Here is a 25399-nt window from a genome sequence, read left to right on the forward strand (position 1 = left end):
ATTACACAGACAAGGGAGCTGCGGCATGAGCATGAACAACCAGGGCCGTCCGTCCGCTCCCTCTGATATGGCAATCACCAGCGAGCATCCGACCTTCACCGGCAACAAGGCGCTGGCGATGGAAGAGCCGTTGCTGTTCGAGACCGGCCGCATGGATGTCTGCGGCGTCGATCTCGACGAGCCGGAGGATTTTGCGCCGGCGCTCGGCGCGCTTGCCCGCAAGGCGGTACCGGACCTTCCGGCACTGACCGAGCCGGAGGCGATGCGCCATTATGTGCGCCTGTCCTCGAAGAACTACGCCATCGATGCCGGCCTCTATCCGCTCGGCTCCTGCACGATGAAGCACAATCCGCGCCTCAACGAGAAGATGGCGCGGTTGCCGGGCTTCGGCGACATCCACCCGATGCAGCCGCTCTCCACCGTGCCGGGCGCGGTCGAGCTGATCGCCGAACTTGCCCATTGGCTGGTCACCATGACCGGCATGTCGGCGGTTGCCATGAGCCCCAAGGCCGGCGCCCATGGCGAACTGTGCGGGATGATGGCGATCAAGGCGGCGCATACGGCAGCCGGCCGCGATCCGAAGATCGTGCTGGTGCCGGAATCCGCCCATGGCACCAATCCGGCAACGGCGGCACTGCTCGGCTACAAGGTGGTCTCCATCGAGGCGCGCGAGGACGGCACGGTCGATACGGCAGCCGTGAAGGCGCGGATCGCCGAGCATGAAGGCGACATCGCCGGCATCATGCTGACCAACCCCAACACCTGCGGGTTGTTCGAGCGCGACATCATCGCGATTGCCGAGGCGATCCACGCCGCGGACGGCTATTTCTACTGCGACGGGGCGAACTTCAACGCCATCGTCGGCAAGGCCCGCCCGGGCGATCTCGGCGTCGACGCCATGCATATCAACCTGCACAAGACCTTCTCGACGCCGCATGGCGGCGGCGGTCCGGGTGCCGGGCCGGTGGTGCTCTCCGAGCGGCTGGCGCCCTTCGCGCCGCTGCCGTTCCTGCGCAAGGAAGGCGACGGCGTCACCTGGGTGGAGAGCGAGAGCGAACTGAAGGACGGCGAGACGCCCTTCGGCCGCATGACCGCCTTCCACGGCCAGATGGGCATGTATGTGCGCGCGCTCGCCTACATGAAGAGCCATGGCGCCGACGGGTTGAAACAGGCCTCGGAAGACGCGGTGCTCAACGCCAACTATGTGCGTGTCGGGTTGCAGGACCTGATGAGCCTGCCGTTCGGCCAGCGCTGGTGCATGCACGAGGTGCTGTTCGACGACAGCTTCCTCAAGGATACCGGCGTCACCACGCTCGATTTCGCCAAGGCGATGATCGACGAGGGCTACCACCCGATGACCATGTATTTCCCGCTGGTCGTCCATGGCGCGATGCTGATCGAGCCGACGGAATCGGAAAGCCGCTCCTCGCTGGACCTGTTCATCGCCACCATGCGCGATCTCGTCATGAGCGCACAGAAGGGCGAGACGGACCGCTTCAAGGGGGCGCCGTTCCATGCCCCGCGCGGTCGCCTCGACGAGACCCGCGCGGCGCGCAACCCGGTGCTCAAGTGGGAGCGTCCGGCGGCGCGGGACGTGCAGCCGCAGGCGGCCGAGTAGCCGACTGATCCGCAAGGCTGAAGAATGCGGGCGCCCGGCCCCGTGCCGGGCGCAGATTGCCGACAAAGGACGAATGCCCACCCTGCGTCATCCCGGGTCGCGGCTGACGCCTTGCCCGGGATGACGGTTCCTGGAGGCTTTGTCATCCCCTCGCCCGGCCATCGCGCCGGGCGTTTTCGATTCCGGGCTTGCGCGTAAAAAGACATATGATATGTCATTATGACACATTGCATGTTAATAGAGAGCGCGATGGCCGACAACATTCAGGCTCTGTACGACCTCCTGCAGCAGGTGCGGCCGCTGCACCGGCGGGTGGTCCGCTCGGTTGGCGATCATCTGGACGGCACAGGTATCGGGGTTGGGGAGCGCGCGGTGCTGGCGCTTCTGGTGGAAAGCGGGCCGCTGAGCGTTCCGGCAATCGGCCGTGCGCTCTTCCTGCCGCGTCAGAACATCCAGAAATGGGTCGACGGCCTTCGTGTCGCCGACCTTGTCGAGCGAAGGGCGAACCCCGCGCACCGACGGTCGTATCTCATCGCGGCGACGGAGGAGGGGCGTGGCCTGTTCGCGGGTATTCGCAAACGCGAGGACGCGGCCATTGCCGGCCTCGCCGCGCGCCTGTCGTCGTCGGAGGTAGAGGCCGCGCGTGCCGTGCTCGCGGCCTGTCTGGAGCATTTCTCGCCATTCGAGGACGATCCGGACCATCCCCGCCCGCTTGCCTGACACCCTCGCAAGGAGATCCTCCATGTGGCTCATCATCCTGGGCTCTGTTGCCGCGGTTCTCGCCGCCCTGGCCCTCTATTTCGTTGCGACCGCGCGGCGCATCGCCCGTCCGACACTAGGGGAGCCGATTGCAGGCGATGCCGCGAAAGGCGCGCTTCTCGTCATCGACATGCAGGAGGATTTCACGAGGTCGCAAGGCGCGAACGCCTATGATCCGGGTGCGCGGGATCACGCGATCGCCCGCATCAACGAACGTGTGGCGCAGGCGAGAAACGCGGGCGAGCCGGTCGCCTTCATCCGCCAGGAGCATGAGGGGCGCGCCGTGCAACTGGTCGCAAGCCTTCTGCTCGGCGGGGCCGGCAATCCGGGACGGCCGGGCGGGCGTCTCGACAGGGATATCGACGCTGACGGCTTTCCCGTCTTCGTCAAGCATGTCGGCGACGGCTTTTCGAACCGGGAGCTGGAGCGGTTTCTGGACGAGGCGGGCGTCGGCCGGCTCCGCCTTGCCGGGCTCGACCTTGCCCATTGTGTTGCCCGGACCGCTCATGGAGCGCGCAATCGCGGCTATGCTGTCGAGATCGACGAGGCCGGCTCGCTGACCGCGGACCCTCGACGCTGGCTGCGCGAGAAGGCGGCGCTTGCCGCGCGCGAAGTGCGGTTTGCGCCTTGCCTGGAACACGGGACGCCCCATCTTGGGCGGGACATGTCCCTTGAAAGCAGCGGATACCGATGACGGACAGTGCCGATCTCGACAGCCGTGCCGGCCTGCCTGGCGAATTGCGTTTCCTCCTTGAGCAGCATCCCCGCGGTACCTGGGAAACCCACGACAACCTTGGCGGCCTGATGCAGTTCTGGCTGTCGCGCCACGACGGGTTTCGAACGCTCGGCGAAACGCTCTCGCAGGCGCTCGGGAGCTTCCGCGAGGGCGAGATCGCGGCGGAGCGCTTCGGCGGCTTCCTGGCGCCGCGCCTGCAGCATTTCCTGGGCGAGTTGCATCACCATCACATGATCGAGGATCACCACTATTTCCCGGTCTTCATGGCGGCGGAAACGCGGCTCGTGCGCGGTTTCGAGATCCTGGAAGGCGACCACGAACTGATCCACCAACGTATCGGGACGGTTGTCACCCGGGCCAACGAGTTGCTTGGCCTGCTTGGCGACGGCGACCGGGACCGCATTCGCCGGGCCGCGGATCGTTACGCCGCGGACAGCGACCGGTTGATTTCCGGCCTCATGCGCCATCTGGAGGATGAGGAGGACCTGATCGTGCCGCTCGTTCTGGAGCGGGGCGAAACGGAACTCGGGGTCGGCTGACCGGTTCTCGCACAGCGGCAGAAACGAAACCGCCCCCGGCCGGTCTGTCCGGACGGGGGCGGCAATTTCGCGCGGGGAAGCGCTCTGGAAAGTCGTTGAACGGCTCAGGCCGCGGCCTGGGCCTTGCGGAAGGTGTCTCGCAGCGTGTCGATCGGCCGCCGGTTTCCGTTCGCCTCGACATGCCAGAACGTCCAGCCGTTGCAGGCCTCGAGCCCCTGGACCAGGGCGCCGACCTTGTGAATGGAACCGTTATGCGGGCCGCAGGCAAGCGACCCGTCGGCCCGGACCGTGGCCACATGCCGGCCCTTGGGGCAGGTGAGCCGCGCGCCGGGATCGAGCAGGCCTGCCTCCAGCAGGTTGCCGAAGGGCACACGCGGCGCCGAGCGCTTGCTCTGGCTGACGCCAAGGGCCGCCTCGTTCGTCGGGACCACCGCATCGATGCGCGCGCGTGCGGCATCGATATAGTCCTGCTCGCGTTCGACGCCGACGAAATGGCGGCCAAGGCGCTTGGCGACGGCGCCCGTGGTGCCGGTGCCGAAGAAGGGGTCCAGGACCACGTCGCCCGGATTGGACGAGGCGAGAAGCACCCGGTAGAGCAGGCTTTCCGGCTTCTGTGTCGGATGGACCTTCTGTCCCTCGTCATTCTTCAGCCGCTCGGCGCCGGTGCAGATCGGCAGGTGCCAGTCGGAGCGCATCTGGAGATCGTCGTTGAAGGTCTTCAGTGCCTCGTAGTTGAAGGTGTATTTCGCATCCTTCGACGGTGAGGCCCAGATCATCGTTTCATGCGCGTTGGTGAAGCGCTTGCCACGGAAGTTCGGCATCGGGTTGGACTTCAGCCAGACGACGTCATTCAGGATCCAGAATCCGAGATCCTGGAGAATGCTGCCGACGCGGAAGATGTTGTGGTAGGAGCCGATCACCCACAACCCGCCATTCGGCTTCAGCACCCGTCGCACCGCCATCAGCCAGGCGCGGGTGAAGGCGTCATAGGCCTCGAAGCTGGCGAACTGGTCCCAGTGGTCGTCGCAGGCATCCACCTTCGACTGGTCTGGCCGGTGCAGGTCGCCGCCAAGCTGGAGATTGTACGGTGGATCCGCGAACACGAGGTCCACGGAGTCCTTGGGCAACCTCTCCAGCGCAGCGACACAATCCCCCTTGAGGATGGTGTCAAGCCAGGCGGCGCTCGGCGCGGCGCCGGGCGTGGCAGGAAGGGCTCGGGAAGGGTGGGGTGCCACGGCGGGCACCCCGATACGCTGTACACTCATTGCGACGCAGAACCTCACGCAATTACGAGCATCATGGTTACCGGGCTTGGTAAATCAGCGGTTAAGGGCCCAAACAAAAAAGCTTATTTGAATCAATACTATGTTTACCATTTCAGAACGGCATTCGCTGCCTGCTTCGCTTCGTTAACAGGAGCTCCCAGGAGGCTTGCCGGCAGATTTTGCCTAACGGCCTGACGGAGTTGCCGAATTCCTGGGCACGCGGGCTGCGCCTTGCAAAATGCCATTTTTCGTCACTGGAGAGTGTTAATTTCCGGGCATGGTGATGGATCGACGAAGGGCGGAATGAAAGAACTTTTCGGGAGATGAAAAAAATTTCATACTGGGACGCCAGAACAAGAACGAGAAAAGAAAGGCAATTGAATGGGTATCGAATCCGCTCAGACCGGCACGGGACCGGAAGGCACGGGACCGGAGGCAACAGGGGCCGAAGGGGTGTTGCACCAACCGCCCCGGGCGCCGTTCGAGCCCTTTACCGACGCCAAAGCCGCCGTTGCCCGCCTTCAGGAGATATTCGAGGACAACGCAGCTTTTCTGCGTGACGCGTTCCAGGCCTTCCTTGCCGGGGACATACCGGAGGGGCGGGTGCGCGCCTGCTATCCTGAGATCCGCATCGTCACCGCAACCCATTCACGCGTCGACAGCCGGCTCGCCTATGGCTTCGTCTCGGGGCCGGGCGTTCATTCGACGTCCGTGACCCGGCCCGATCTGTTCACGGAATATCTGAAGGAACAGATCGAGCTGCTCATCCGCAATCACGACGTGCCGGTCGAGATCGGCACGAGCGACCGGCCGATCCCGCTGCATTTCGCCTTCTATGACGGGACGCATGTGGAGGGCGCGGCCGAGGTGCTGCAGCGGCCGCTCGCCGACGTCTTCGATCTGCCGGATCTTTCGGTTCTCGACGATGCCATCGTCAACGGCACGTTCGAGGCGGCACCGGGACAGCCGCGGCCGCTGGCGCCGTTCACCGCGCCGCGCGTCGACTATTCGCTGCACCGCCTGCAGCACTACACCGCGACGGCGGCCGAGCATTTCCAGAACTACGTGATCCTGACCAACTATCAGTTCTACATGGACGAGTTCTGCCGTCTGGCGAAGGAACTGCTCGCCGACCCGCAGAGCGGCTATACCCATTTCGTCGAGCCGGGCAATGTGGTGACGCGGGCGGGAGAGCTGGAACCTGCCGATGGCGACCGCTTGATGCGCCTTCCGCAGATGCCGGCCTACCATCTCGCCCGCGCGGGCCAGTCGGGGATCACCATGATCAACATTGGCGTGGGTCCCTCCAACGCCAAGACAATCACCGATCATGTGGCGGTGCTTCGCCCGCATGCCTGGCTGATGCTGGGGCACTGCGCCGGCCTTCGCAACAGCCAGAAGCTTGGCGACTACGTGCTTGCCCACGGCTATGTGCGCGAGGACCACGTGCTCGACGCGGACCTTCCCGCCTGGGTGCCGATCCCGCCGCTCGCCGAGGTCCAGGTGGCGCTGGAAAAGGCGGTGGAGGAAGTGACCGGCTATGCCGGCTACGAGCTGAAACGGGTGATGCGCACCGGCACCGTTGCCTCCATCGACAACCGCAACTGGGAACTGCGCGACCACCGCGAACCGGTGCAGCGCTTCTCGCAGTCGCGGGCAATCGCGCTCGACATGGAATCGGCGACCATTGCCGCCAACGGGTTCCGGTTCCGCGTGCCTTACGGAACCCTGCTTTGCGTTTCCGACAAGCCGCTGCATGGCGAGCTGAAGCTGCCCGGCATGGCGACGGATTTCTATAAACGCCAGGTCTCCCAGCACCTGAAGATCGGCATTCTCAGCATGGAGAAGCTGCGGGCGATGCCGCGCGAGAGGCTCCATTCGCGCAAGCTTCGCTCCTTCGCCGAGACCGCGTTCCAGTAGGCATCGTCGGTCGTCGGCTTCAGCGGAAGGCCGGGCCGTGGCACCAGCAGGTCAGGGAATGGCGCCGTCCATGCGTGACCGGCGCGACCCGGTGCAGCATGAAGGAGGCGAACAGCGTGGCATCGCCCGTGCCGCGCTCTGCCGTCTGCACCGCACCGCCCAGGTTGATCTGCAACTCGCCCCCGGCATAGTCACCCGCATCGCTCAACTGCGCGACGATGGTCAGCTTGCGCCTTTGCGCGATCGGGCCGTCGCCGATGTCGGAATGCCAGTCATAGTGGCCGGCGATGCTCTCGTCATAGGAGGCGACCTGCAGCCTTTCGCTGAAGTCGGTGATGGCGAAGTCGAAATGCTCGCGATTGGCCTTTGCCACCGCCGTGACGACGCGCTCCATCACCCAGGCGGCGGTTCCCGTATCGTCGAGCCAGGATATTTCGGCGCGGCGGATGTTGTGGTGATGCAGCCCGCCGACAAGCCCGCCGGCTGTTGAGTGTGCATCCTCGGCGAGACGAATGATCTCCGCCGCCTCGCGGGTCGAGAAAAGGGCAGAAACGGAATGCGTGAACATGGCCGAAGTCTCCGCAACGGCTTGAGGGCATGCCTTTGAAATCTTGCGACCCGGGGGCGCGCGTCTATGCGGCAGTTTGCGGCAAAGCGCAACGGCTTTGATGCCGTCCTCAGCGCCTCAGGCCCGCCTCCACGGCCTTGCGCATCACCGTGGGCAGTGCTTCTCCGGGGAGATCGCGCGTCGTCGACCACCAGTGCCCGGCCGGAATGGCGAGCGCTGCCGAAGCTTCCGCCCGCCAGATTCCCAGCTCGAGATGGAAATGGGTGAAGGTGTGACGCACGTCTCCGGCAATGCGCGCCCAGCGCAGTTTCATCGCGCCAAGTTCCGCAGGCACAAGGGCAAGGTCGTCGGTGCCGATATCCTCGCCCCAGGTGCTGACCGGCGGTTCGCTCATGCCGCCAAGGAGGCCTTTCGGCGGGCGTCTGCGCAGCAGCACGGCCCCGTCGGCGCGGATCACCACAAACGCCATCCCGCGCCGCGTTGGCTTGGGTGCTTTCGGTGCCTTGCGCGGCAGCGTCTCGGCGATGCCGGCCGCGCGCCCCGCGCAAGGGGCCGACCAGGGACACAGCGCACAGGCGGGCCGGCGCGGGCTGCACAGGCTGGCGCCGAGATCCATCATCGCCTGCGCGAAGTCGCCGGGTCGTTCCTGCGGCACGAGTTCGGCGGTAAAGGCGCGGATGTCGGCCTTGGCGGCGGGAAGCGGCGTTTCGATCGCCCTGAGCCGTGATATCACCCGCTCGACATTGCCATCGACCACGGTCGCCGGCAGGTCGAAGGCAATCGCTGCGATCGCAGCGGCCGTGTAGGGGCCAATGCCCGGCAGCGCGCGCAACGCCTCCTCCGTCTCCGGGAACCGGCTGCCATGCTCGCGCGCCACGGTTTCGGCGCAGGCCTTCAGGTTGCGGGCCCGGGAATAATAACCAAGCCCCGCCCATGCCTTCATCACATCGGCCTCGTCGGCGCGGGCAAGATCGTCAACCGTCGGCCAGCGTGCGGTGAAGTCGAGGAAGTAGGGTTTGACCGCCTGGACGGTCGTCTGCTGCAGCATGATTTCCGACAGCCATACCCGATAGGGATCGGCGCGCGTCCCGGCCTGCCGCGACCCCGGCGGCACCCGCCAGGGCAGGGCGCGGGCATGGGTGTCGTACCAGGCAAGCAGGTCGGCCGCGAGGTCGGGGGAGGGGGCATGGTCCAGGATGGTCATCGGCACACAGGATCGGGTGGCAGGCCGCGATTTCAAGTGTCTTTCGCATCCGGGGGGTGCGGGCCTGTGGATTGGGGCTTCCGCAAAGGAGCAGCAGGCTGAAACAACGGGGAGTTCGGCAGATTTTGTCGCAAAAGGGTCGCAATTGACGGGCGACACTCGATTGATGAGCGATTCGCAGGCAAAAGGGTCCGGACGTCCGGCCGCGCGAGGGCAGGGTACGCAGACCCGGGCCTACATGCGGCGGGTGACACGTGCGCGTCCGCTTGCCGATCTGATCGGGGCCAGCCTCGACAAGGCGTGCCGGCAGCGCGGTTTCGCCGCCTCCGATCTTGTCGCCGACTGGCCCGACATTGTTGGCGAGCGCTATGCCGGACGGGTCCAGCCGACGCGGCTCGACTGGCCGCGCGAGCGCGGCCAAAGGGACGATGCGGATGGCCAGGCGCGTCCGGCGACGCTCACCGTCCAGACCGACGGCGCCACGGCGCTGATGCTGACCCACGACATGCCGCAGGTGATCGAGCGGATCAACGGCTTCTTCGGCTGGGCCGCGGTCGGGCGGATCCGCATCCTGCAGCGGCCGCTGACCCCGCCGCGCCGCAAGGCTCCGCCAAGGCTCAGGGCACTGACAAGTGCGGAGGAGGCGGAACTGTCCGATGTGCTGCGCCCGGTCGAGGGCACCGCGTTGGGAGCCGCCCTTGAAAAGCTGGGCAGGGCCGTCCTTGCCAAGTCCCGCTGAGGCTTCTCTTTCTCCCCCTCGCGAGGTTGTGATCGACAGGCGGCGATCGCTCTTCCGGCACTCCCAAAGACGCCATATTCTGCGTGTCGGTTGACGCATGCGTGAAAGGCGATAAACAGCCTCCTGCGGCCATGCGCCGTTTCGCGCAAGGATTTGATGCATATTCGCGACCAACGCACTGAGATGGGATAGCGCTCGTGACCTTGAACCGCCGACAGTTGATCCTCCGTTCCTCCGCCGGGCTTCTGGCTGCGGGCACCGCGCTTTCAGCGCTTCCGGCACTGGCCCAGTCGGTGGACATGGACAAGTTGCTGGAGCCGGGCACGCTGCCCGAGAAGGTTCTTGGCGAGGAAGGCGCGCCGCTGACCATCGTCGAGTACGCCTCGATGACCTGCGGGCATTGCGCCAATTTCCACAAGGCCACCTATCCGCACCTTAAGAAGGAATATATCGAGACCGGAAAGGCGCGCTTCATCTTCCGCGAGTTTCCGCTCGATCCGGTGGCCGCCGCCGCCTTCATGCTCGCCAGGTCGGTTCCGGAGGATAAATATTTCGACGTGATCGACGTCATGTTCGCCGAGCAGCGCAACTGGGCCTTCAGCAACGATCCCTACAATTCGCTGCTGAATTTCGCCAAGCAGATCGGGTTCACACAGGAAAGCTTCGAAAAGACGCTGACGGATCAGGCTCTGCTTGACGGGATCAACGCGACGCGCGACCGTGCCTCATCGGACTTCGGCGTAGACTCCACGCCGACCTTCTTCTTCAACGGAAACAAGGTAAGCGGTGCGATCAGTGTTGAGCAACTCGACAAGGAAGCCGCGAAGTACCTCTAGGGGGCTTTCGGCGCGAAACGCGACAGGCGCGGGCCTGCGCCGTTTCGCGCGCGCTTCCCGCCAGATCCCAGCGACACCGCATCCATGAAGTTCAACAAGCTGCGCGTCCTGGGCTTCAAGTCCTTTGTCGAACCCATGGAGTTCATCATCGGCGACGGCCTGACCGGCGTCGTCGGTCCCAATGGTTGCGGCAAGTCCAACCTTGTCGAGGCCCTGCGCTGGGTCATGGGCGAGAATTCCTACAAGAACATGCGCGCGTCCGGCATGGACGACGTGATCTTTTCCGGCAGCCTCAACCGCCCGGCCCGCAACACGGCGGAAGTCACGCTCTTCCTCGACAATGCCGAGCGCACGGCGCCGAGCGGTTTCAACGACGCCGACATGCTGGAAGTGACGCGCCGTATCGAGCGCGAATCCGGCTCCAACTACAAGATCAACGCCCGTGACGTGCGCGCCCGCGACGTGCAGCTTCTGTTTGCCGATGCCTCCACCGGCGCGCGGTCGCCGGCGCTTGTGCGGCAGGGGCAGATTGGCGAACTGATCGCCGCCAAGCCGACGTCCCGACGGCAGATCCTGGAAGAGGCCGCCGGCATCTCGGGCCTGCATTCGCGCCGGCACGAGGCGGAGTTGCGGCTGCGCGCGGCGGAGCAGAACCTGGACCGGCTGGAGGATGTGCTCGTCCAGATCGACGGCCAGCTCGACAGCTTGCGCCGGCAGGCCCGTCAGGCAAGCCGGTTCCGCAACCTTTCCGCCGAAATCCGCTCCGCCGAGGCTGCGCTCTATTACCTGCGCTGGGTCGACTGCCGCGACAGGCTGGCGGCAGCGGACGCCGAATTCGCCGAGGCGGAGAAGGGCGTGCGCGAGGTGGCGGCCCGTCAGGCGGAGGCGGCCAAGGCGCAGGCGATCGCCTCCTACAAGGTGCCGGAGGCGCGCGACGCCGCCGCTCGCGCCGGCGCGGCGGTGCAGAGGCTCGTCCTGGCGCGCAACGAACTTGACGGTGAGGAGCGCCGGGTGCGCGAACGGCTCTCCGATCTTGCCGGGCGCCTGCAGCAGCTCCACCAGGATATTGCCCGCGAACAGGCGCTGATCTCCGAAAACGACGAGCACCTCGCCCGGCTTGCCGAGGAAGAAGAGGACCTGCGCGGCGAGGCCCTTGCCGAGGAGGAAAGCGCGGCCGAGGCGGCGCTTCTCGTCGAGGCGGCCGGCGAGGCGGTACAGGTGGCGGAGGAGAGGCTAGCCGCGCTGACCGGCGAACAGGCCGCGCTTCATGCAAGACGCCAGCAACTGGCCGAGGCGCATCAGGCAGCCTGCCAGAGGTCCGACCGGCTGGCCCGCCAGCATGGCGAGGCGGCGGCGCAACTTTCCGGCCTGCAGGGCGAACTGGAAGACGCTCCGGACCTCGAGCTTGGCCGAGAGGCTCTGATCGTTGCCGAGGAGCGGCTGGATGCGGCGGAGGAGCTGGCGCTGTCCGCCGAGGAACGCACAAGGGCCGGGCGCACCGGGCTGGAAGCGGCGCGCATGCCGCTCGCCGAGGCGGAAGCAGGGCTCTCCCGGCTGGAGACCGAGGCGCGCACGCTGGCCGATGTGCTGGCTGCCGGACAGGTTGGCGACTGGCCGCCGGTCGTCGATGCGATGTCGGCGGTTCCCGGATACGAGACGGCGCTCGGGGCCGCGCTGGGCGAGGATCTGGATGCGCCTCTTGGCGGCGATGCGCCGATGCGCTGGACGGACCGGGGCGAGGCAGGTCGAGAGTCCGATCCGGCGCTGCCCGAGGGCGTCGAGGCGCTGGCCCGCTTTGTCGAGGCGCCTCAGGCGCTGGCGCGGCGGCTTGCCCAGATCGGTGTCGTCGAAGGGGAGGAGGGCGCGCGCCTGATGCCCCTCCTGCGGCCAGGGCAGAGGCTGGTCAACCGGGACGGGGCGGTCTGGCGCTGGGACGGGTTTACCATTGCGGCCGATGCGCCGACCGCGGCGGCGCAGCGCCTGGCGCGCAAGAACCGTCTCGCCGCGCTGGAGACGGAGATTGCCACGGGCGCCGAGCGTTTGACGGCATTGCGCGCGGCGTTCGAGGATGCCGGGGCAAGGCTTGCCCGCGCCGGCGAGGCCGAGGAGGCCGCGCGCCAGGAGGTCAAGGCCGCGCGCGGGGCGGCGGATGCCGCGCGCCAGGAGGTGCTGCGCCTGGAGCGGGCCCATGCGGAGGCCGAAGCAAGGCTGGCGGGTCTGCGCGAGAGTGTCGAGCGGCTGGAAACCGATCTTGGCGAGGCACGCGAGGCGGTGGGGACCGCCGAGGCGGCGCTTGCCGGTATCGCCGGCGATGGCGACCTGTCGCGGGCGATCGACACGGCCCGGGCGGAAGCGGCGGAGGCGCGCGCTGCCCTGTCGCGCGAGCGGGCCGCTGCCGACGGTCTTGCCCGGGAGGCGGACATGCGCCGCCGCCGGATGGAAGCGATCGGCCGCGAGCGGGCGAGCTGGGTGCAGCGTGCCTCCGGTGCACGCCAGCAGATCGAGATACTGGGCGAGCGCATCGGGACGGCGGAAGAGGAACGCGCCGCGCTCGTCGAGGCGCCCGAGGATATCGAGCTGAAGCGCCGCGCGCTGCTGTCCGAAATATCCGCTGCCGAGGAGGCGCGCCGGGCCGCCGACGATCTTCTGGTCGGCGCCGAAGCTGCGCAGCGTGCCGCCGATGCGGAGGCGCAGGCCGCGCTGTCGCAATTGGGAGAGGCGCGCGAGCGCCGCATTCGCGCGGAAGAACGGCTGACGGCGGCGCGCGGGCGCAAGGCGGAAGTCGAGGCGCGGATCGACGAGGCGCTGGAAGCGGCGGTTTCGGAACTGCCGGGGCTGGCCGGCCTGAAGGAGGGCGCGCCGCTGCCCGAGCCGGACGGCATCGAGCGGCGCGTCGAGAGACTGAAGGCCGAGCGCGAGCGGCTTGGCGGCGTGAACCTGCGTGCCGAGGACGAACTTTCCGAGATCGAGACGCAGCGCGGCACCCTGGTCGGCGAGCGTGACGACCTGATCGAGGCGATCAAGCGGCTGCGCGGCGCGATCTCCAACATCAACCGGGAGGCGCGCGAACGCCTGCTCGCTGCCTTCGAGACGGTCAACGCGCAGTTCCAGCGCCTGTTCACCCACCTGTTCGGCGGAGGCACGGCCGAGCTGCAGCTCGTCGATGCGGAGGATCCGCTGGATGCGGGCCTCGAGATCATCGCCCGGCCGCCGGGCAAGAAGCCGCAGACGATGACCTTGCTGTCGGGCGGCGAGCAGGCGCTGACCGCCATGGCGCTGATCTTCGCCGTCTTCCTGACCAATCCGGCGCCGATCTGCGTGCTCGACGAGGTCGATGCACCGCTGGACGATGCCAATGTCGAGCGGTATTGCGACCTGCTCGACGAGATGACCCGCTCGACCGCCACCCGCTTCGTCGTCATCACGCACAATCCGATCACCATGGCCCGGATGAACCGCCTGTTCGGCGTCACGATGGCGGAGCGCGGCGTTTCGCAGCTCGTGTCCGTCGATCTGGACACAGCGGAGCGGTTCCTCGAAGCCGGCTGAGGCGACCCGCAAGATGCTTGCACGGCAAGCACGGGCTTCAGCGGCGGAACGCAGCGGCATTCGATACCCCTTCTTCATGCCACGTGCTACGTTGCAAGGATTGACGCAAAGCCACGTCTCCTGCGGGCATTGAGCCCGTCATGCAAGGGGAGCAGCGGCATTTCAGTCTGGGGGATGACAATGCGAATTCTGCTTGCTGCCATTGCATTCGTTTGCTCGGTTTCCGCTGCTTCGGCGATGTCGATGAGCTTTACCTGGGGACCGACTGCGAAATGTTTCGATTCGAAGTCTCCCCCTATCAGCCTGTCCAAGGTCCCAAAGGGAACCGTGAAGCTCCGCTTCAAGATGGTCGACCTCAATGCGATCAACTACAACCACGGTGGCGGGACGGTCGGTTATGCAGGCAAGAACAAGTTGCCTTACGGCGCGTTCCGGTATCGCGGTCCCTGTCCTCCGACCCGGCACACCTATGAAATCCGGGTGGAGGCGCTGGATTCGGCAGGCAAGGTCCTGGCGAACGCGAAAGGACGACGGGCTTTTCCGTAGCTCGCAGGCGCAGCAACCCGGGGACGGGCGGTCTTCGCGCGCGCCGGCTCCGGCGGTTGCCGGGCCGCCGGGTCCCCATCCCGCGGATTCTCGTGCAAGGACGCGGCGCACGGCTCTTGCGCCGCGCTGCGGCATCGCCGCGCGCCCTCTGCCGGAAAAGCTCGATCGCGCTATGTTCGGACAACGATTAGGTATTGAATTCAATATGTTAAGTATCACGCAAGCGTTCTTGACAGGTGCAGGGGTGCCGACTATGGTGCGCCCGGCTTCCAGGGGCAGGCGGCGCGGGCCGGTGCGTATCGAGGAAAGGGGACGGTAGTGATGTCTCCGGACGAGAACGGACCAGGCAACGGTCAACGGCCGACGGAAGCGGAACTGTCCGAGCGAAAGAACCGGCTGGTGCGCTCGCTTGAGGAACGAACGACGAAGTCCGCCGAGGCGGACAAGCGCGCGTCCTCTGGTGCGGGCCAAGGTTACGCGCAGGCCATGAAGCTGTCGACGGAGTTCGTCGCCGGCATTCTGGTCGGGGCGGCCATCGGCTGGATGATCGACAAAGGGTTCGGTACAAGTCCCTGGGGCTTGATCGTGTTCCTGCTGTTGGGCTTCGTCGCGGGCGTTCTGAATGTCCTGCGTTCCGCCGGTTTGATGGCGGAGCAGAAGGACAGGATGAACGACGGGTAGTTTGAAACCAGAATCATGGCGCTTTTGCGCGAACAGACATGGCGCGTGCGCGCGAAATGCGACCGCTAAAGAGGGGCCGACCCGGTGGCGAACGATCCGATCTCCCAGTTCAAGATCATCAATCTCGTCCCGATTGAGGTTGGCGGCCTCGATCTGTCCTTCACCAATTCCGCCCTGTTCATGGTCGCCACCACGGCCGTCGTCGCGACGTTCCTGATGCTATCGACCGGCGGTCGCGGTCTCGTTCCGGGGCGCTGGCAGTCCCTGGCGGAAATGTCCTACGAGTTTGTCGCCAACACGTTGCGAAGTTCGGCCGGCAACGAGGGCATGCGGTTCTTCCCGCTGGTGTTCTCGCTCTTCATGTTCGTGCTGATCGCCAACCTGATCGGCATGTTCCCGTATTTCTTCACCGTCACCAGCCACCTGATCGTCACCTTCGCGCTGGCTATGGTGGTCATCGGTACGGTGATGATCTACGGCTTCGCCAAGCACGGGCTGAAGTTTCTCAAGCTGTTCACCCCGGATGGCGTGCCGCCGGCACTGTTCTTCCTGGTGACGCCGATCGAGATCATCTCGTTCCTGTCGCGCCCGGTCAGCCTCTCGGTTCGTCTCTTCGCCAACATGCTGGCGGGACACATCACCCTGAAGGTGTTCGCCGGCTTCGTCACCTCGCTGATCGCGGCGGAAGGTCTGGGCATCTTCGGCCCGCTCGTGTCGATCCTGCCGCTGGCGATGACGGTCGCGCTGACCGGCCTGGAGTTCCTCGTGGCCTTCCTGCAGGCCTACGTGTTCACGGTTCTGACTTGCATGTACCTCAACGATGCGCTGCATCCGAGCCACTAGAAGTCAGTTTGGTTCGGCTCCGCAATAAGGCGGAGCCGTCGTTTCGTCGCTGAAAACTTATCTCAAGGAGCAAGTGTCATGGAAGCTGAAGCAGCAAAGTACATCGGTGCAGGTCTCGCCTGTCTCGGCATGGCCGGTACGGCTCTCGGCCTCGGCAACATCTTCGGCAGCTACCTGTCGGGCGCCCTGCGCAACCCGTCTGCCGCCGATGGCCAGTTCGGCCGCCTCATCTTCGGTTTCGCCGTGACCGAGGCGCTCGGCATTTTCTCGCTTCTCGTCGCGCTTCTCCTGCTGTTCGCCGTCTGATCCACGACGTCGAATTGCGTCAGCGACGCGAGATTATTGACCGGGCGCGCCAGTCGTGCCCGGTCATCGCATCGCGGCCGCCGCGATGCAGCGTAAGCTGCGGCATTGGAGAGACAGATGGCCACGACTAGCGCCGATACCACGTCCGGCACACAGGTGCCCGCCGACGCGCACTCCCCCGGAACGTTTCCGCCGTTCGACGGAACCACCTACGCGTCGCAGATCCTGTGGCTGGCGATTACCTTCGGCCTGCTCTACTGGATCATGAGCAAGGTTGCCCTTCCGCGTATCAGTGGCATCCTCGAGGATCGCCGCGACCGCATCGCGGGGGACATCGCGGAAGCGAACCGTCTGAACGAAGAGAGCAACGCCGCGATCGCCGCCTATGAGCAGGCCCTGGCGGAGGCGCGTACCAACGCCCACAAGATCGCCCAGGAAACCCGCGACAAGCTGAAGAGCGACGTCGAGGCGCGCCGTGCCGCGACCGAAGGCGAGCTTGCAGCGAAGCTGGCGGAAGCCGAGACCCGGATCGGGGACGTCAAGCGCGCGGCGCTCGAGAATGTCGGCGAGATCGCCACCGGCACGACGTCGGAACTGGTCGAGGCCCTGATCGGCAAGGCGCCGACCAAGACCGAACTTACCAAGGCCGTCGATACGGCGATGAAGTGAGGACAGCCTGATGGACGCTTCAGCATGGGCTCTGGTCGGCCTCGTCATCTTTCTCGGCCTGGTCGCCTATTTCAAGATCCCGGCTACGGTCGGCGCTTCGCTCGACAAGCGCGCGGACACCATCCGCAAGGAGCTTGAGGACGCCCGCCGTCTGCGCGAGGAGGCCCAGGCCCTCTTGGCGGACTACCAGCGCCGTCGCCAGGAGGCCGTTTCCGAGGCGGAGGGAATCGTCGCGGAAGCCAAGCGCGAGGCGGACCGCCTGACGCTTGAGGCGAACACCGCCCTTGAGGAAATGATCGCGCGCCGCACGAGCGCGGCCGAGCGCAAGATTGCCCAGGCAGAGAGCCAGGCGATCGCCGAAGTGCGCAGCCGCGCGGCGGATATCGCGATTGCTGCCGCCGAGACGATCCTTTCCAAGAAGGTGTCGGGCGCGGTTGGCGAGGATCTTCTGGCCAAAAGCATCGAGGAAGTGAAGTCGCGTTTCAACTGACGCGTCTTGCTCTCTCCCGCTGGATTGAGACGGCCCCGCAAGGGGCCGTTTTCGTTTGAGGCAGGCATTTTCGGCTCAGGCGCTGTCCCGGCTTGCCTCCTCGATCCGGGCGCGCACCGGGCGGAAGCTCCGGCGATGCAGCGGGCAGGGGCCGAGCCGGGCAAGGGCCAGGGCATGGGCGGCAGTGCCGTAGCCCTTGTGGGCCGCGAAGCCGTATCCGGGCCATATGCCGTCCATGCGGGTCATCAGCCGGTCCCGGGCGACCTTGGCAACGATCGAGGCGGCCGCGATGCAAAGCATGCGCGCATCCCCCTTCACGACGGCCTGACCGGGACACGGCAGGCCCGGTGGCACGTCGCGCCCGTCGACAAGGCACGCCGCAGGGAGGGTCTCTAATGCCCGTGCCGCGCGCGCCATGGCGTCGAGCGTCGCGGCGCGGATGTTCAACTCATCGATGCGTGCCGGCGAGGCGAAGGCGACAGCGACAGTCGCGCTTGCAAGGATCTCGCCGTAGAGCCGCTCGCGGTCGCGCTCGGCGAGCGCCTTGGAGTCGTCCAGTCCCCGCGGCAGCGCCTTGTGGTCGAGAATGACGGCGGCAACGCTGACCGGCCCCGCCCACGGCCCCCGACCGGCTTCGTCGATGCCGGCAAGACGGCCCTCGAAATCCGCAGCCAGACGCGCCTCCTTTTTCGGTGAGAGGCGGGAGGGGAGATCGAGATGCAGGGTCGTCTGGAGCGAAAGGGCCATGGCGCATCGTCGGCGGCGGACCGGCGCGCCGCAAGTCGCTTGTGGGCTGATCCACGGGAAGTTGCCGTTGCCGGGACCTGGCTTGGCTGGTTTGGCAGGGCGCGCTCAAAAGAGCTGCAGCTGGACGCCTCCGGCGGTGGGCCGGATGAAGGCGTCGGTTGCAAGCGGCTTGCGCGTCCGGTTCAGCCCGAGCCGCTTGCAGGCAAGTGCGAAACGGTTGGCGAGCTGTTTCGCATAGGGGCCTTCGCCGCGCATGCGCTTGCCCCATTCCGCGTCATAGTCCTTGCCGCCGCGCATCGAGCGGATCAGGTTCATGACATGGCGGTAGCTGTCGGGCCGGTGGCGCAGCAGCCAGTCGCGAAACAGCGGGCTGACCTCGATCGGCAATCGCAGCAGGATGTATCCGGCGCCCGCCGCGCCATGTTCCGAGGCGGCGTCCAGTATCCGCTCCATCTCCGAATCGGTCAGCGCCGGGATGACCGGCGCCACCATCACCGAAGTCGGTATGCCGGCCTGCGAGAGGCCGCGAACGGCGTCGAGCCGTTTCTGGGGCGTTGCTGCACGCGGTTCCATCGTCCGCGCCAGCTTGCGGTCGAGCGTGGTGATCGAGATGGCGACGCGCGCCAGACCGCGCTCGGCCATCGATGCAAGGATGTCGGCATCGCGCAGCACCAGCGCCGATTTCGTCACGATCCCGACCGGGTGATTGCACTTGTCGAGAACGGACAGGATGTCGCGCATCAGCTTCTGCTCCCGCTCGACCGGCTGGTACGGATCGGTGTTGGTGCCGATGGCGATGGTGCGCGGTGTGTATCCGGGACGCGACAGCTCGCGCTCCAGCAGCTCGGCGGCATTCGGCTTGACCGTCAGCCGGGTTTCGAAATCCAGGCCCGGAGACAGGCCTATATAGGCATGGCTCGGCCGGGCGAAGCAGTAGACGCAGCCGTGCTCGCACCCGCGATAGGGATTGATGGACCGGTCGAAGGAAATGTCGGGCGATTCGTTGCGCGTGATGATCGTCCGGGCGCGCTCTTCCTGGAGATGGGTCTTGAACGGCGGCAGCGTTTCAAGGGTTCCCCAGCCGTCATCGAAGGCCTCGATGCTCTCGCGCTCGTAACGACCGGCCATGTTGAGGCCGGCCCCGCGGCCGCGGCCGCGATGCGCATCGATATCGGCGATATCGCTCTTGCCCTCGCTGCTTGAGGAAAGGTCGGGCTTCTTGCTGTTGGCACGCATGCCTGTCGCCTGCTCCACTGTCGTCCCGAATGGACCGCTCATGGAACATATCAGGAACAAATTCGACTGAGAACCGGATTCGGCGTCATCCCCGCCTTTCGAGAACAGATGTCCCGGGTGCTCTTGCCGGACAGCGCGACCGCCCCGCCTGGCATTGGCCAGACGGGGCGGCGGCATCAGCCGTGGCGAACGGGGAGGGGGTTACCCGCCACTGCCGGCAAGGACGGCAAACTCGGCCTCCGAGAGCGAACCGTTGCGGTCGGCGTCGGCTGCGGAGAAAGCCTCCATCGTGACTTCGGGAGCGATTGCGGTCACCTCGGCATAGGTCAGGTCACCGCTCTGGTCGGCATCAATGTCCGCGAAGCTGGCACCCTGAGCGACGGCTGCCCCGGTGAAGGCAAGGGCGGCGAGGGCGATGAACAGTCTCTTCATGGTCAGATTCCTTCCGGTTCTGGTTTGGCACGGCCTTGAGCCGGCCAACCGATGAGCGGCCTGCAGCCGTTCACGGGAAGCAAGGTGAAGTCGAAGTCGGTCTCAAAAGTGATCGAGAGAAGGAGAATTAGGGAAAACAACATGACTATTATCGGGCGATTGAGGATAAAACCGTTTTTCGTTTCAAGTTTATGAATTCTTTGAAGGAGTATAGCAAATTGAATACAGGGAGAAATTTAGTGAATGATTGTGATTATTGGCAGGATTAACTTTCGATAATTCTCAATAATATGCGGTTCCCTGCCGTCTCCATGCGAGGAACAGTTCACATGGAGGCTCTTGAGGCGCGCAGCGTGTCGCTCGGGCGTTCTCCATAGGCCTGACGATAGGCAAGTGCTGCGCGTCCCAGATGTGAAAAGCCGCAGGCGTGGATGAGCTCGGTTACACTGTAATCCCTGTCGCGGGACAGAAGGCGCTGGCGAAGCAGGGCAAGACGGCGCGTCTCCAGGGTTGCGGTGATGGTTTCCCCGCAATGTCGGCGAAAGGCGGTCTGCAAGGCCCGGATGGAACAGCCGCAATGACGGGCAAGATCCGCCACGTCGAGCGGGTCCTCCAGATGGGCGTCGAGATAGCCGAGCGCCCGCGCGATGCGCGCGGGGGGCAGGGGCGTGCGATCTTCGCTCTTCAGCAGCAGCAGGCGGCGGTTGCTGTCCTGGTTCCAGATCAGGGCCTGGGCAATCGTGTCGCCGATCCGCGCCAGCACCGCATCGCTCTCGGCGCTGCCTGCTTCGGCCCGTGCGGCCAGTCGGGAAACCTGGGCAAAGAGCGTGCGGCCGAAGTCGCCGTCAAGCCGCACGCGAGGGGAGAACACCAGTTCGCCGACATCTTCCTGCAGGAGTTCCGAGACGGCGGCTTCGACCGGCGCCCGGTCGAGCATGAGGATCAACTGGCCGCAGGAGGCCCGCCAGCGCATGACGGACGGCTGCGTTGGCGACAGGAGCGAGGCCGCCTGCCCGGGGCTTGTTTCGGTCGTCCTGCCGCCGCAGCGGATCTCGGCCGCCCCCTTCAGCAGGATCTGCAGGAGAAAGAAGCGCTCCAGGCAACCGGGATCGATCTCGACATCCCCGCCATAGGCGACGTAGTTGATGGATCCGCCGGGAAAGCGGCAGTGATTGTGGAGCGCGTTGAAACCCGGAGCCCGGTCGAGGGGCGCAAGCCGGTGCGCGCAGAAAATGCGGCCGACCTGTTCGGCCGCCTGGTGGACGTCCCGCGTGGCCACCTTCCCGTAGTCGGCAAGCGGCACGCGCGCCGCCGTCATGGCGCACCTGTCATCGTAAACCCGTCCTCTGGAAGCCGGACCGTTTTCGGTCCTTGTTGGCGAAAAGCCTAGCACGGGGACCGGGGCACGTCATCCGCGCCGGAAAGCCGGCAAAATGCGTGACGAGCTGCGTTTTACGGACAGGGGCAGCGTTTAGCGGATAGACGCCGTGCGCGGACACGCGCTTTCATTGGAGATGCGAACAAGAGCCGGCACCGCGATCAGACATGCGTGTACGGCCCGCGCCAGAGGACGGATGCGCGCGATGCGCGCCAGAGGGGAGACTTCGAATGAGCAAGGCAATCGCCAACATGGTGAAGGTCAACACCGATCCGGGCATCACCCGGGCGGGAACCGGCCATGACGGGGTGGAGTGGAGCATTCTCGGCCACACCTACTGGATGAAGACGGAAGGCGAGGCCTGCTTCTCCTTCGAGACGCTCGACCCTCCCGGCACGTTCGTGCCGCCGCACGTCCATCCGACCCAGGACGAGTTCATCTATGTGCTCGAGGGCCGCTTCGACCTCTATCTCGACGGGCAGCACCACCAGGCGCATCCGGGTGATGTCGTGCGCATGCCGATGGGCATTCCCCACGGTTACTACAATCTCACCGACAAGCCGGCCCGGGCGATCTTCTGGGTCAGCCCCGCGCGCCGCCTGCGCGAGCTCTTCGACAACCTGCATAATCTCGGCGATCCGGCGGAGGTCGTGCGCCAATCGGCCCTGCGCGAAGTCTTCTTCCTCAAGCCCGAGGACATGGTCTTCGATCCGCTCGAACTGAAGGTCTGAGCCGGACATCTCGCGGTGTGCCCGCCGGGGCGGGCACCGATTTCAGGCAAGCAGGGACAGGAACCATGGTCAATCGCAAGCGCGTTTGCGTCATCGGCGCCGGCGTCAGCGGACTTGCGTCCGCGCGCGCCTTTCGGGACAAGGGGCACGAGGTGACCGTGCTCGAACGCAGCCAGGAGCTTGGCGGAGTGTGGGCCCCGTCGCGTTCCTATCCGGGTATCAGGACGCAAAGCCCCAAGGATCTCTACCGCTACACCGGGCTCGCCATGTCGAAGGACTTTCCCGAGTGGCCGAGCGGGGCGCAGGTCCATGCCTATCTCACGGAGTTCGCCGGGCGGTTCGACCTGCTGCCGCTGATCCGGTTCGGCCGGAGCGTGAGCGCGATGCACCGGCGCGCGGGCGGCGGCTGGGACCTGGAGGTCGAGGGCCAGGACGGCACCCGCGCTCGCGAGGGCTTCGACTTCGTCGTGGTGGCAAGCGGCACTTTCACCGACCCCAACCGCCTGCACCACCCGGGCGAGGAGGCGTTTCTTGACGGCGGCGGACGCATCCTCCATTCGAGCGAATACACAGATCCGGCGCTGGTCAGGGGGCGGAAGGTCGTCGTCCTCGGCTTCTCCAAGTCGGCGACGGATGTTGCCGTCAACGCGGTAAAGGAAGGGGCCGAGGAGGTCGCCATCGTCTACCTGGAGCCGGTCTGGCGGGTTCCCTATCGGTTTGGCGGCCTGGTGAACTTCAAGCATATCCTCTATTGCCGAGCGTCCGAATGCATGTTTCCGCCCTGGGGCGAGGGGCGCGTTGCCCGTATGGTCCGCGCCCTGGCGAAGCCGCTTGTCTGGGCCAACTGGCGGGGCCTTGAGACCCTCTTGACGACCCAGTTCGGACTGAAGCGGCTCGGCATGCGCCCCAGCCAGCCAATCGAAAGCACCATCTCCTGCGGACTGCCGATCGCCACGGAAGGGTTCTTCGAGCTTGTGAAAAAGGGGAAGATCAGGGCCGTTCAAGGCACGTTCGAGCGCTATGGGGACGGCGAGGTCGTTCTGTCGGGCGGCGAGCGGATCGCACTCGACCTGGCGATCCAGGCGGTCGGCTGGAAGCTCGGCGTGCCCTATCTCGACGAAGCAACACGGGAGGCGCTCGTTGCGCCCGACGGCCAGTACCGGCTCTACCGGTTGATCGTCAATCCGGATGTGCCGGATCTCGGCTTCGTCGGGTTCAACTCGAGCTTTGCCACCGTGCTGACCAGCGACATCGCCGCCCAGTGGCTGGTGCGCTATGCCGACGGGAAGCTTGAGAGCCAGCCGGATGCGGGGGAAATGACCCGCTGGATCGAGGAACACATGGCGTGGCGCCAGTCGGTCAGGCCCGCCGCCCGAGTCTATGGCGGCCTGTGTTCGGCGCCCTACCACTTCCGCCATCTGGACGAACTTCTCGCCGATATCGGCGCGCGCGAGCGTCGGCGCAATCCTCTTGCGGAGACCTTCCGCCCGCCGGATGCAGAGGCCTATGGTCGCTTCCTTGAAAGTGCTCCGGCCTACTCCGCCGGTTGATGGCCGGGGATACGAAAACGGGGCCGGCTTGCGCCGGCCCCGTCGGTGGTGCGGTACCCGGAACGGGCCACGGATCGTCTCAGAGCGTGAACTGATATGCGGCGGGAACCCAGCGATAGCTTTCTCCGGCGGTCTCCAGATAGCCAAGCGCAGGGAACGGCATGTGATAGCCGGTGACGGGGATCTTCTCGGCGATGATCAGGTCGAACATCGTCTTGCGCGTCGCGGCCGCCTTCTCCTTGTCCATGTCGTAGCGCACGTGCCAGTCCGGGCGCTGGATCGAGACGACGAAATGATTGGCGATGTCGCCCCAGATCAGGAGCTGCTTGCCGGCGCTTGAAAGGTGGAAGGACATGTGCCCGGGCGTATGGCCGGGCGTGTCGAGGCCCAGGATGCCGGGCACCACTTCCTTGTGGCCGCCGACGAAGGTCATCTTTTCGGCAAGCGGCTTGACGTTTGTCTGCACCAGTCGGGCGACCCGCTCGGTGGGACCACTGAGACGGTCCTCATGGGTCCAGAAGTCGAACTCGGTCTGACCTGTCACGTAGCGCGCGCTCGGATAGGTCGGCGCGCCGTTGGTCATCAGCCCGCCGATGTGGTCGGGATGCATGTGGGTGAGGACGACGATATCGACCTGCTCCGGGGAATATCCGGCGGAGGCGAGTTGCGCCGTCAGAGATCCGTTGTCGCCGCCAAGGCCCGTGTCGAACAGCACCAGCTCGGAACCTGTATTCACGATCACCGGTGTGAAGCCGTTGACCATCTTGTCGGAAGGCAGGTGGTTTGCTGCCAGCAGCTCCGATACGGCCGCCGCTTCCTGGTCTTCGCCGAAGATCGGATGCGGACCGTCCATCGTGCGGGCCGCATCAAGCATCATGGTGACTTCGAAGTCGCCCACCTTGACGCGGTTGAAGGTGGGGGTGGCGACGCCGAGCATCGGGGCGGCGGCGCTCGCGCGCCCGCTCGCGGAGATGATGGCGGGCGCGGCGAGGGCAGCGGTGGCGGCGCCGGCGATCAATGCGCGGCGGTTCAGGTTCACTATGCTCATGTCGGATGTCCTCCCGTCGGGATGCCTGTAACGGTCGAAGCCGAACTTAGGCCCGGAAGGACGTAGGGGAAGCGACGATCACGCATCCGTGAACGGCTTCCCCGCAGCCCTCAGCGCACCAGGGGCGCCACCAGCACCATTCCGTCCTGCATCAGCGGCACCCAGATCGCCCCGGCGGCGGTGTCCACGGCAAAATCGGCCGGTCCGTGAACCTCGCGCGGCAGCGACAGCCTTGCCAGTTCGGTTCCGTCTCCGGCATGCAGCGAGAGGACGCCCGGCGTCGGCGGGTCGAACGCCCGCCAGTCGGAGAGCAGCATCCTTTCGCCCGGCAGCAACACAAGCCCGTCGAGAATGCCATGCGGCCCTCTGTCGAGCTTGCGCACCGCGCCATCGACGCTCACCTCGAACAGGTCGCCGCCTTCGAACCGGGCGCCGAGACCGGCAACGAGAAGCCTGTTCCCGCGCGCGTCCCAGGCAATGCCGTTGGCGCCGGGGATGCCGGAGGCGACGCTCGTGAAGGCTCCTGTCCCCAGATCGACCCGGTAGACGGTGCCGCGCAACGTGTCTGTGACGGCAAGCCCTTCCGGCACGCTCACCAGGTCATTGAGCAGGCCGGGCGCGCCGGTCGGAACGCGAGCCTCGAAGACCTTCCGGCGGGAGGAAACATCGAAGCCGACGACGCGATCGATGTCGGCGACATAGAGACGGCCGTCTGCAAGCGCCATGCCCTTGGGAGCGTCGAGCGTCTCGCCTTCCGCCGGGAAGGCGCGCAGGGCGACGATACGTCCCGTAGCGTCCAGCTCGCTGATGAAGCCGTCGCCGTCATGGCCGGTCGGGTCCAGTTTCGCGCCGAGATTGGAGACGAACCTGCGCGGTCCGTCGATCAAAACGCTTTCGGGATTGCTGAAACCTTCAATGATCCTGGCCGCCGTGTCTGCCTGGGCCGGCGACAACGCGAGGGCGGCCAGGACGCCGGCAAAAAGGGGAGCAAGTGTGTAACGCATGGGGT

General features: G+C 65.9%; 25 protein-coding genes. 16 read left to right on the forward strand and 9 right to left on the reverse strand.

Annotation, left to right across the window (positions count from 1 at the left end):
- Nucleotides 1-25 precede the first annotated feature (25 nt).
- From gcvPB to ACQY46_RS08560, 4 genes are all read left to right on the forward strand, one after another.
- Entirely contained in the window at nt 26-1618 is a 1593-nt protein-coding gene (gcvPB, locus tag ACQY46_RS08545; protein WP_428699822.1) for an aminomethyl-transferring glycine dehydrogenase subunit GcvPB, read from the forward strand.
- A 249-nt stretch (nt 1619-1867) separates the two neighbouring features.
- Nucleotides 1868-2338, forward strand: a complete 471-nt coding sequence (locus ACQY46_RS08550; protein WP_428699823.1) for a MarR family winged helix-turn-helix transcriptional regulator — start codon at nt 1868-1870, stop codon at nt 2336-2338.
- Nucleotides 2339-2360: 22 nt separating this feature from the next.
- Nucleotides 2361-3071: a cysteine hydrolase family protein gene (locus ACQY46_RS08555; RefSeq protein ID WP_428699824.1), complete on the forward strand. Its 711-nt coding sequence runs from the start codon at nt 2361-2363 to the stop codon at nt 3069-3071.
- Nucleotides 3068-3652 carry a hemerythrin domain-containing protein gene (locus ACQY46_RS08560; RefSeq protein ID WP_428699825.1) on the forward strand — a complete coding sequence of 195 codons (585 nt, stop codon included), beginning with the start codon at nt 3068-3070 and terminating at the stop codon, nt 3650-3652. Before ACQY46_RS08555 ends, ACQY46_RS08560 begins: the two co-directional genes overlap by 4 nt.
- Before the next feature lie 104 nt (nt 3653-3756).
- Here ACQY46_RS08560 and ACQY46_RS08565 read toward each other — a convergent pair whose 3' ends face one another.
- A complete protein-coding gene (locus ACQY46_RS08565) occupies nt 3757-4917 on the reverse strand; it encodes a site-specific DNA-methyltransferase (protein WP_428699826.1) in 1161 nt (386 codons plus the stop codon).
- A gap of 381 nt (nt 4918-5298) precedes the next feature.
- Here ACQY46_RS08565 and ACQY46_RS08570 point away from each other — a divergent pair, with 381 nt between their 5' ends.
- Nucleotides 5299-6837, forward strand: coding sequence for an AMP nucleosidase (locus ACQY46_RS08570; protein ID WP_428699827.1), 1539 nt, complete (start codon nt 5299-5301; stop codon nt 6835-6837).
- Nucleotides 6838-6856: 19 nt separating this feature from the next.
- On the opposite strand, the gene ACQY46_RS08575 is transcribed toward ACQY46_RS08570, so the two are convergent.
- Together ACQY46_RS08575 and mutY are read right to left on the reverse strand one after the other, a co-directional pair.
- Complete coding sequence (locus ACQY46_RS08575; RefSeq protein WP_428699828.1) at nt 6857-7405, reverse strand: 2OG-Fe(II) oxygenase; 549 nt, start codon at nt 7403-7405, stop codon at nt 6857-6859.
- Between the two features lie 109 nt (nt 7406-7514).
- Nucleotides 7515-8609, reverse strand: a complete 1095-nt coding sequence (gene mutY, locus ACQY46_RS08580) for an A/G-specific adenine glycosylase (protein WP_428699829.1) — start codon at nt 8607-8609, stop codon at nt 7515-7517.
- Between the two features lie 166 nt (nt 8610-8775).
- On the opposite strand from mutY, the gene ACQY46_RS08585 reads away from it, so the two are divergent.
- The 9 genes from ACQY46_RS08585 (at nt 8776) to ACQY46_RS08625 (ending at nt 17268) form a co-directional block, all read left to right on the forward strand.
- Nucleotides 8776-9348, forward strand: coding sequence for a DUF721 domain-containing protein (locus tag ACQY46_RS08585; RefSeq protein ID WP_428699830.1), 573 nt, complete (start codon nt 8776-8778; stop codon nt 9346-9348).
- A 197-nt stretch (nt 9349-9545) separates the two neighbouring features.
- The gene (locus ACQY46_RS08590) at nt 9546-10184 is read left to right on the forward strand and encodes a DsbA family protein (protein WP_428699831.1); all 639 of its coding nucleotides are present in this window, start codon (nt 9546-9548) and stop codon (nt 10182-10184) included.
- Between the two features lie 84 nt (nt 10185-10268).
- A complete protein-coding gene (gene smc, locus ACQY46_RS08595; protein ID WP_428699832.1) occupies nt 10269-13733 on the forward strand; it encodes a chromosome segregation protein SMC in 3465 nt (1154 codons plus the stop codon).
- A gap of 180 nt (nt 13734-13913) precedes the next feature.
- A complete protein-coding gene (locus ACQY46_RS08600) occupies nt 13914-14279 on the forward strand; it encodes a phospholipid-binding protein (protein ID WP_428699833.1) in 366 nt (121 codons plus the stop codon).
- 321 nt (nt 14280-14600) lie between these two features.
- A complete protein-coding gene (locus ACQY46_RS08605) occupies nt 14601-14960 on the forward strand; it encodes an AtpZ/AtpI family protein (protein WP_428699834.1) in 360 nt (119 codons plus the stop codon).
- Between the two features lie 84 nt (nt 14961-15044).
- Entirely contained in the window at nt 15045-15803 is a 759-nt protein-coding gene (locus ACQY46_RS08610) for a F0F1 ATP synthase subunit A (protein ID WP_428699835.1), read from the forward strand.
- Between the two features lie 78 nt (nt 15804-15881).
- A complete protein-coding gene (locus ACQY46_RS08615; protein WP_067220716.1) occupies nt 15882-16109 on the forward strand; it encodes a F0F1 ATP synthase subunit C in 228 nt (75 codons plus the stop codon).
- 117 nt (nt 16110-16226) lie between these two features.
- A complete protein-coding gene (locus tag ACQY46_RS08620) occupies nt 16227-16778 on the forward strand; it encodes a F0F1 ATP synthase subunit B (protein ID WP_428699836.1) in 552 nt (183 codons plus the stop codon).
- A gap of 10 nt (nt 16779-16788) precedes the next feature.
- A complete protein-coding gene (locus ACQY46_RS08625) occupies nt 16789-17268 on the forward strand; it encodes an ATP F0F1 synthase subunit B (protein WP_428699837.1) in 480 nt (159 codons plus the stop codon).
- Nucleotides 17269-17343: 75 nt separating this feature from the next.
- Here ACQY46_RS08625 and ACQY46_RS08630 read toward each other — a convergent pair whose 3' ends face one another.
- The 4 genes from ACQY46_RS08630 to ACQY46_RS08645 form a co-directional block, all read right to left on the reverse strand.
- Complete coding sequence (locus tag ACQY46_RS08630; RefSeq protein ID WP_428699838.1) at nt 17344-18015, reverse strand: ribonuclease HII; 672 nt, start codon at nt 18013-18015, stop codon at nt 17344-17346.
- Between the two features lie 105 nt (nt 18016-18120).
- Nucleotides 18121-19251 carry a PA0069 family radical SAM protein gene (locus tag ACQY46_RS08635; protein ID WP_428700445.1) on the reverse strand — a complete coding sequence of 377 codons (1131 nt, stop codon included), beginning with the start codon at nt 19249-19251 and terminating at the stop codon, nt 18121-18123.
- Nucleotides 19252-19452: 201 nt separating this feature from the next.
- Nucleotides 19453-19683: a hypothetical protein gene (locus tag ACQY46_RS08640; protein ID WP_428699839.1), complete on the reverse strand. Its 231-nt coding sequence runs from the start codon at nt 19681-19683 to the stop codon at nt 19453-19455.
- A gap of 325 nt (nt 19684-20008) precedes the next feature.
- On the reverse strand, nt 20009-21001 hold the full coding sequence (locus tag ACQY46_RS08645) for a helix-turn-helix domain-containing protein (protein ID WP_428699840.1): 993 nt from the start codon (nt 20999-21001) through the stop codon (nt 20009-20011).
- Nucleotides 21002-21291: 290 nt separating this feature from the next.
- Here ACQY46_RS08645 and ACQY46_RS08650 point away from each other — a divergent pair, with 290 nt between their 5' ends.
- Entirely contained in the window at nt 21292-21792 is a 501-nt protein-coding gene (locus ACQY46_RS08650) for a cupin domain-containing protein (protein ID WP_306027122.1), read from the forward strand.
- A gap of 65 nt (nt 21793-21857) precedes the next feature.
- Complete coding sequence (locus tag ACQY46_RS08655; RefSeq protein WP_428699841.1) at nt 21858-23342, forward strand: flavin-containing monooxygenase; 1485 nt, start codon at nt 21858-21860, stop codon at nt 23340-23342.
- A gap of 79 nt (nt 23343-23421) precedes the next feature.
- Here the strand turns inward: ACQY46_RS08655 and ACQY46_RS08660 are convergent, their stop codons facing one another.
- On the reverse strand, nt 23422-24390 hold the full coding sequence (locus ACQY46_RS08660; protein ID WP_428699842.1) for an MBL fold metallo-hydrolase: 969 nt from the start codon (nt 24388-24390) through the stop codon (nt 23422-23424).
- Between the two features lie 110 nt (nt 24391-24500).
- Entirely contained in the window at nt 24501-25394 is an 894-nt protein-coding gene (locus ACQY46_RS08665) for a hypothetical protein (protein WP_428699843.1), read from the reverse strand.
- Between the last annotated feature and the right edge of the window lie 5 nt (nt 25395-25399).

The sequence above is a fragment of the Stappia sp. genome, assembly GCF_965276915.1.
Taxonomy (GTDB): Bacteria; Pseudomonadota; Alphaproteobacteria; order Rhizobiales; family Stappiaceae; genus Stappia.

Coding starts and splice junctions, on each gene's coding strand:
- ACQY46_RS08550 (WP_428699823.1), top strand. CDS start 1,868: ATGGCCGACAACATTCAGGCTCTGTACGACCTCCTGCAGCAGGTGCGG.
- smc (WP_428699832.1), top strand. CDS start 10,269: ATGAAGTTCAACAAGCTGCGCGTCCTGGGCTTCAAGTCCTTTGTCGAA.
- ACQY46_RS08600 (WP_428699833.1), top strand. CDS start 13,914: ATGCGAATTCTGCTTGCTGCCATTGCATTCGTTTGCTCGGTTTCCGCT.
- ACQY46_RS08565 (WP_428699826.1), bottom strand. CDS start 4,917: ATGAGTGTACAGCGTATCGGGGTGCCCGCCGTGGCACCCCACCCTTCC.
- ACQY46_RS08655 (WP_428699841.1), top strand. CDS start 21,858: ATGGTCAATCGCAAGCGCGTTTGCGTCATCGGCGCCGGCGTCAGCGGA.
- ACQY46_RS08650 (WP_306027122.1), top strand. CDS start 21,292: ATGAGCAAGGCAATCGCCAACATGGTGAAGGTCAACACCGATCCGGGC.
- ACQY46_RS08585 (WP_428699830.1), top strand. CDS start 8,776: ATGAGCGATTCGCAGGCAAAAGGGTCCGGACGTCCGGCCGCGCGAGGG.
- ACQY46_RS08625 (WP_428699837.1), top strand. CDS start 16,789: ATGGACGCTTCAGCATGGGCTCTGGTCGGCCTCGTCATCTTTCTCGGC.
- ACQY46_RS08640 (WP_428699839.1), bottom strand. CDS start 19,683: ATGAAGAGACTGTTCATCGCCCTCGCCGCCCTTGCCTTCACCGGGGCA.
- ACQY46_RS08635 (WP_428700445.1), bottom strand. CDS start 19,251: ATGCGTGCCAACAGCAAGAAGCCCGACCTTTCCTCAAGCAGCGAGGGC.
- ACQY46_RS08555 (WP_428699824.1), top strand. CDS start 2,361: ATGTGGCTCATCATCCTGGGCTCTGTTGCCGCGGTTCTCGCCGCCCTG.
- ACQY46_RS08660 (WP_428699842.1), bottom strand. CDS start 24,390: ATGAGCATAGTGAACCTGAACCGCCGCGCATTGATCGCCGGCGCCGCC.
- ACQY46_RS08665 (WP_428699843.1), bottom strand. CDS start 25,394: ATGCGTTACACACTTGCTCCCCTTTTTGCCGGCGTCCTGGCCGCCCTC.
- ACQY46_RS08605 (WP_428699834.1), top strand. CDS start 14,601: ATGTCTCCGGACGAGAACGGACCAGGCAACGGTCAACGGCCGACGGAA.
- ACQY46_RS08620 (WP_428699836.1), top strand. CDS start 16,227: ATGGCCACGACTAGCGCCGATACCACGTCCGGCACACAGGTGCCCGCC.
- ACQY46_RS08575 (WP_428699828.1), bottom strand. CDS start 7,405: ATGTTCACGCATTCCGTTTCTGCCCTTTTCTCGACCCGCGAGGCGGCG.
- ACQY46_RS08645 (WP_428699840.1), bottom strand. CDS start 21,001: ATGACGGCGGCGCGCGTGCCGCTTGCCGACTACGGGAAGGTGGCCACG.
- ACQY46_RS08630 (WP_428699838.1), bottom strand. CDS start 18,015: ATGGCCCTTTCGCTCCAGACGACCCTGCATCTCGATCTCCCCTCCCGC.
- mutY (WP_428699829.1), bottom strand. CDS start 8,609: ATGACCATCCTGGACCATGCCCCCTCCCCCGACCTCGCGGCCGACCTG.
- ACQY46_RS08570 (WP_428699827.1), top strand. CDS start 5,299: ATGGGTATCGAATCCGCTCAGACCGGCACGGGACCGGAAGGCACGGGA.
- gcvPB (WP_428699822.1), top strand. CDS start 26: ATGAGCATGAACAACCAGGGCCGTCCGTCCGCTCCCTCTGATATGGCA.
- ACQY46_RS08560 (WP_428699825.1), top strand. CDS start 3,068: ATGACGGACAGTGCCGATCTCGACAGCCGTGCCGGCCTGCCTGGCGAA.
- ACQY46_RS08615 (WP_067220716.1), top strand. CDS start 15,882: ATGGAAGCTGAAGCAGCAAAGTACATCGGTGCAGGTCTCGCCTGTCTC.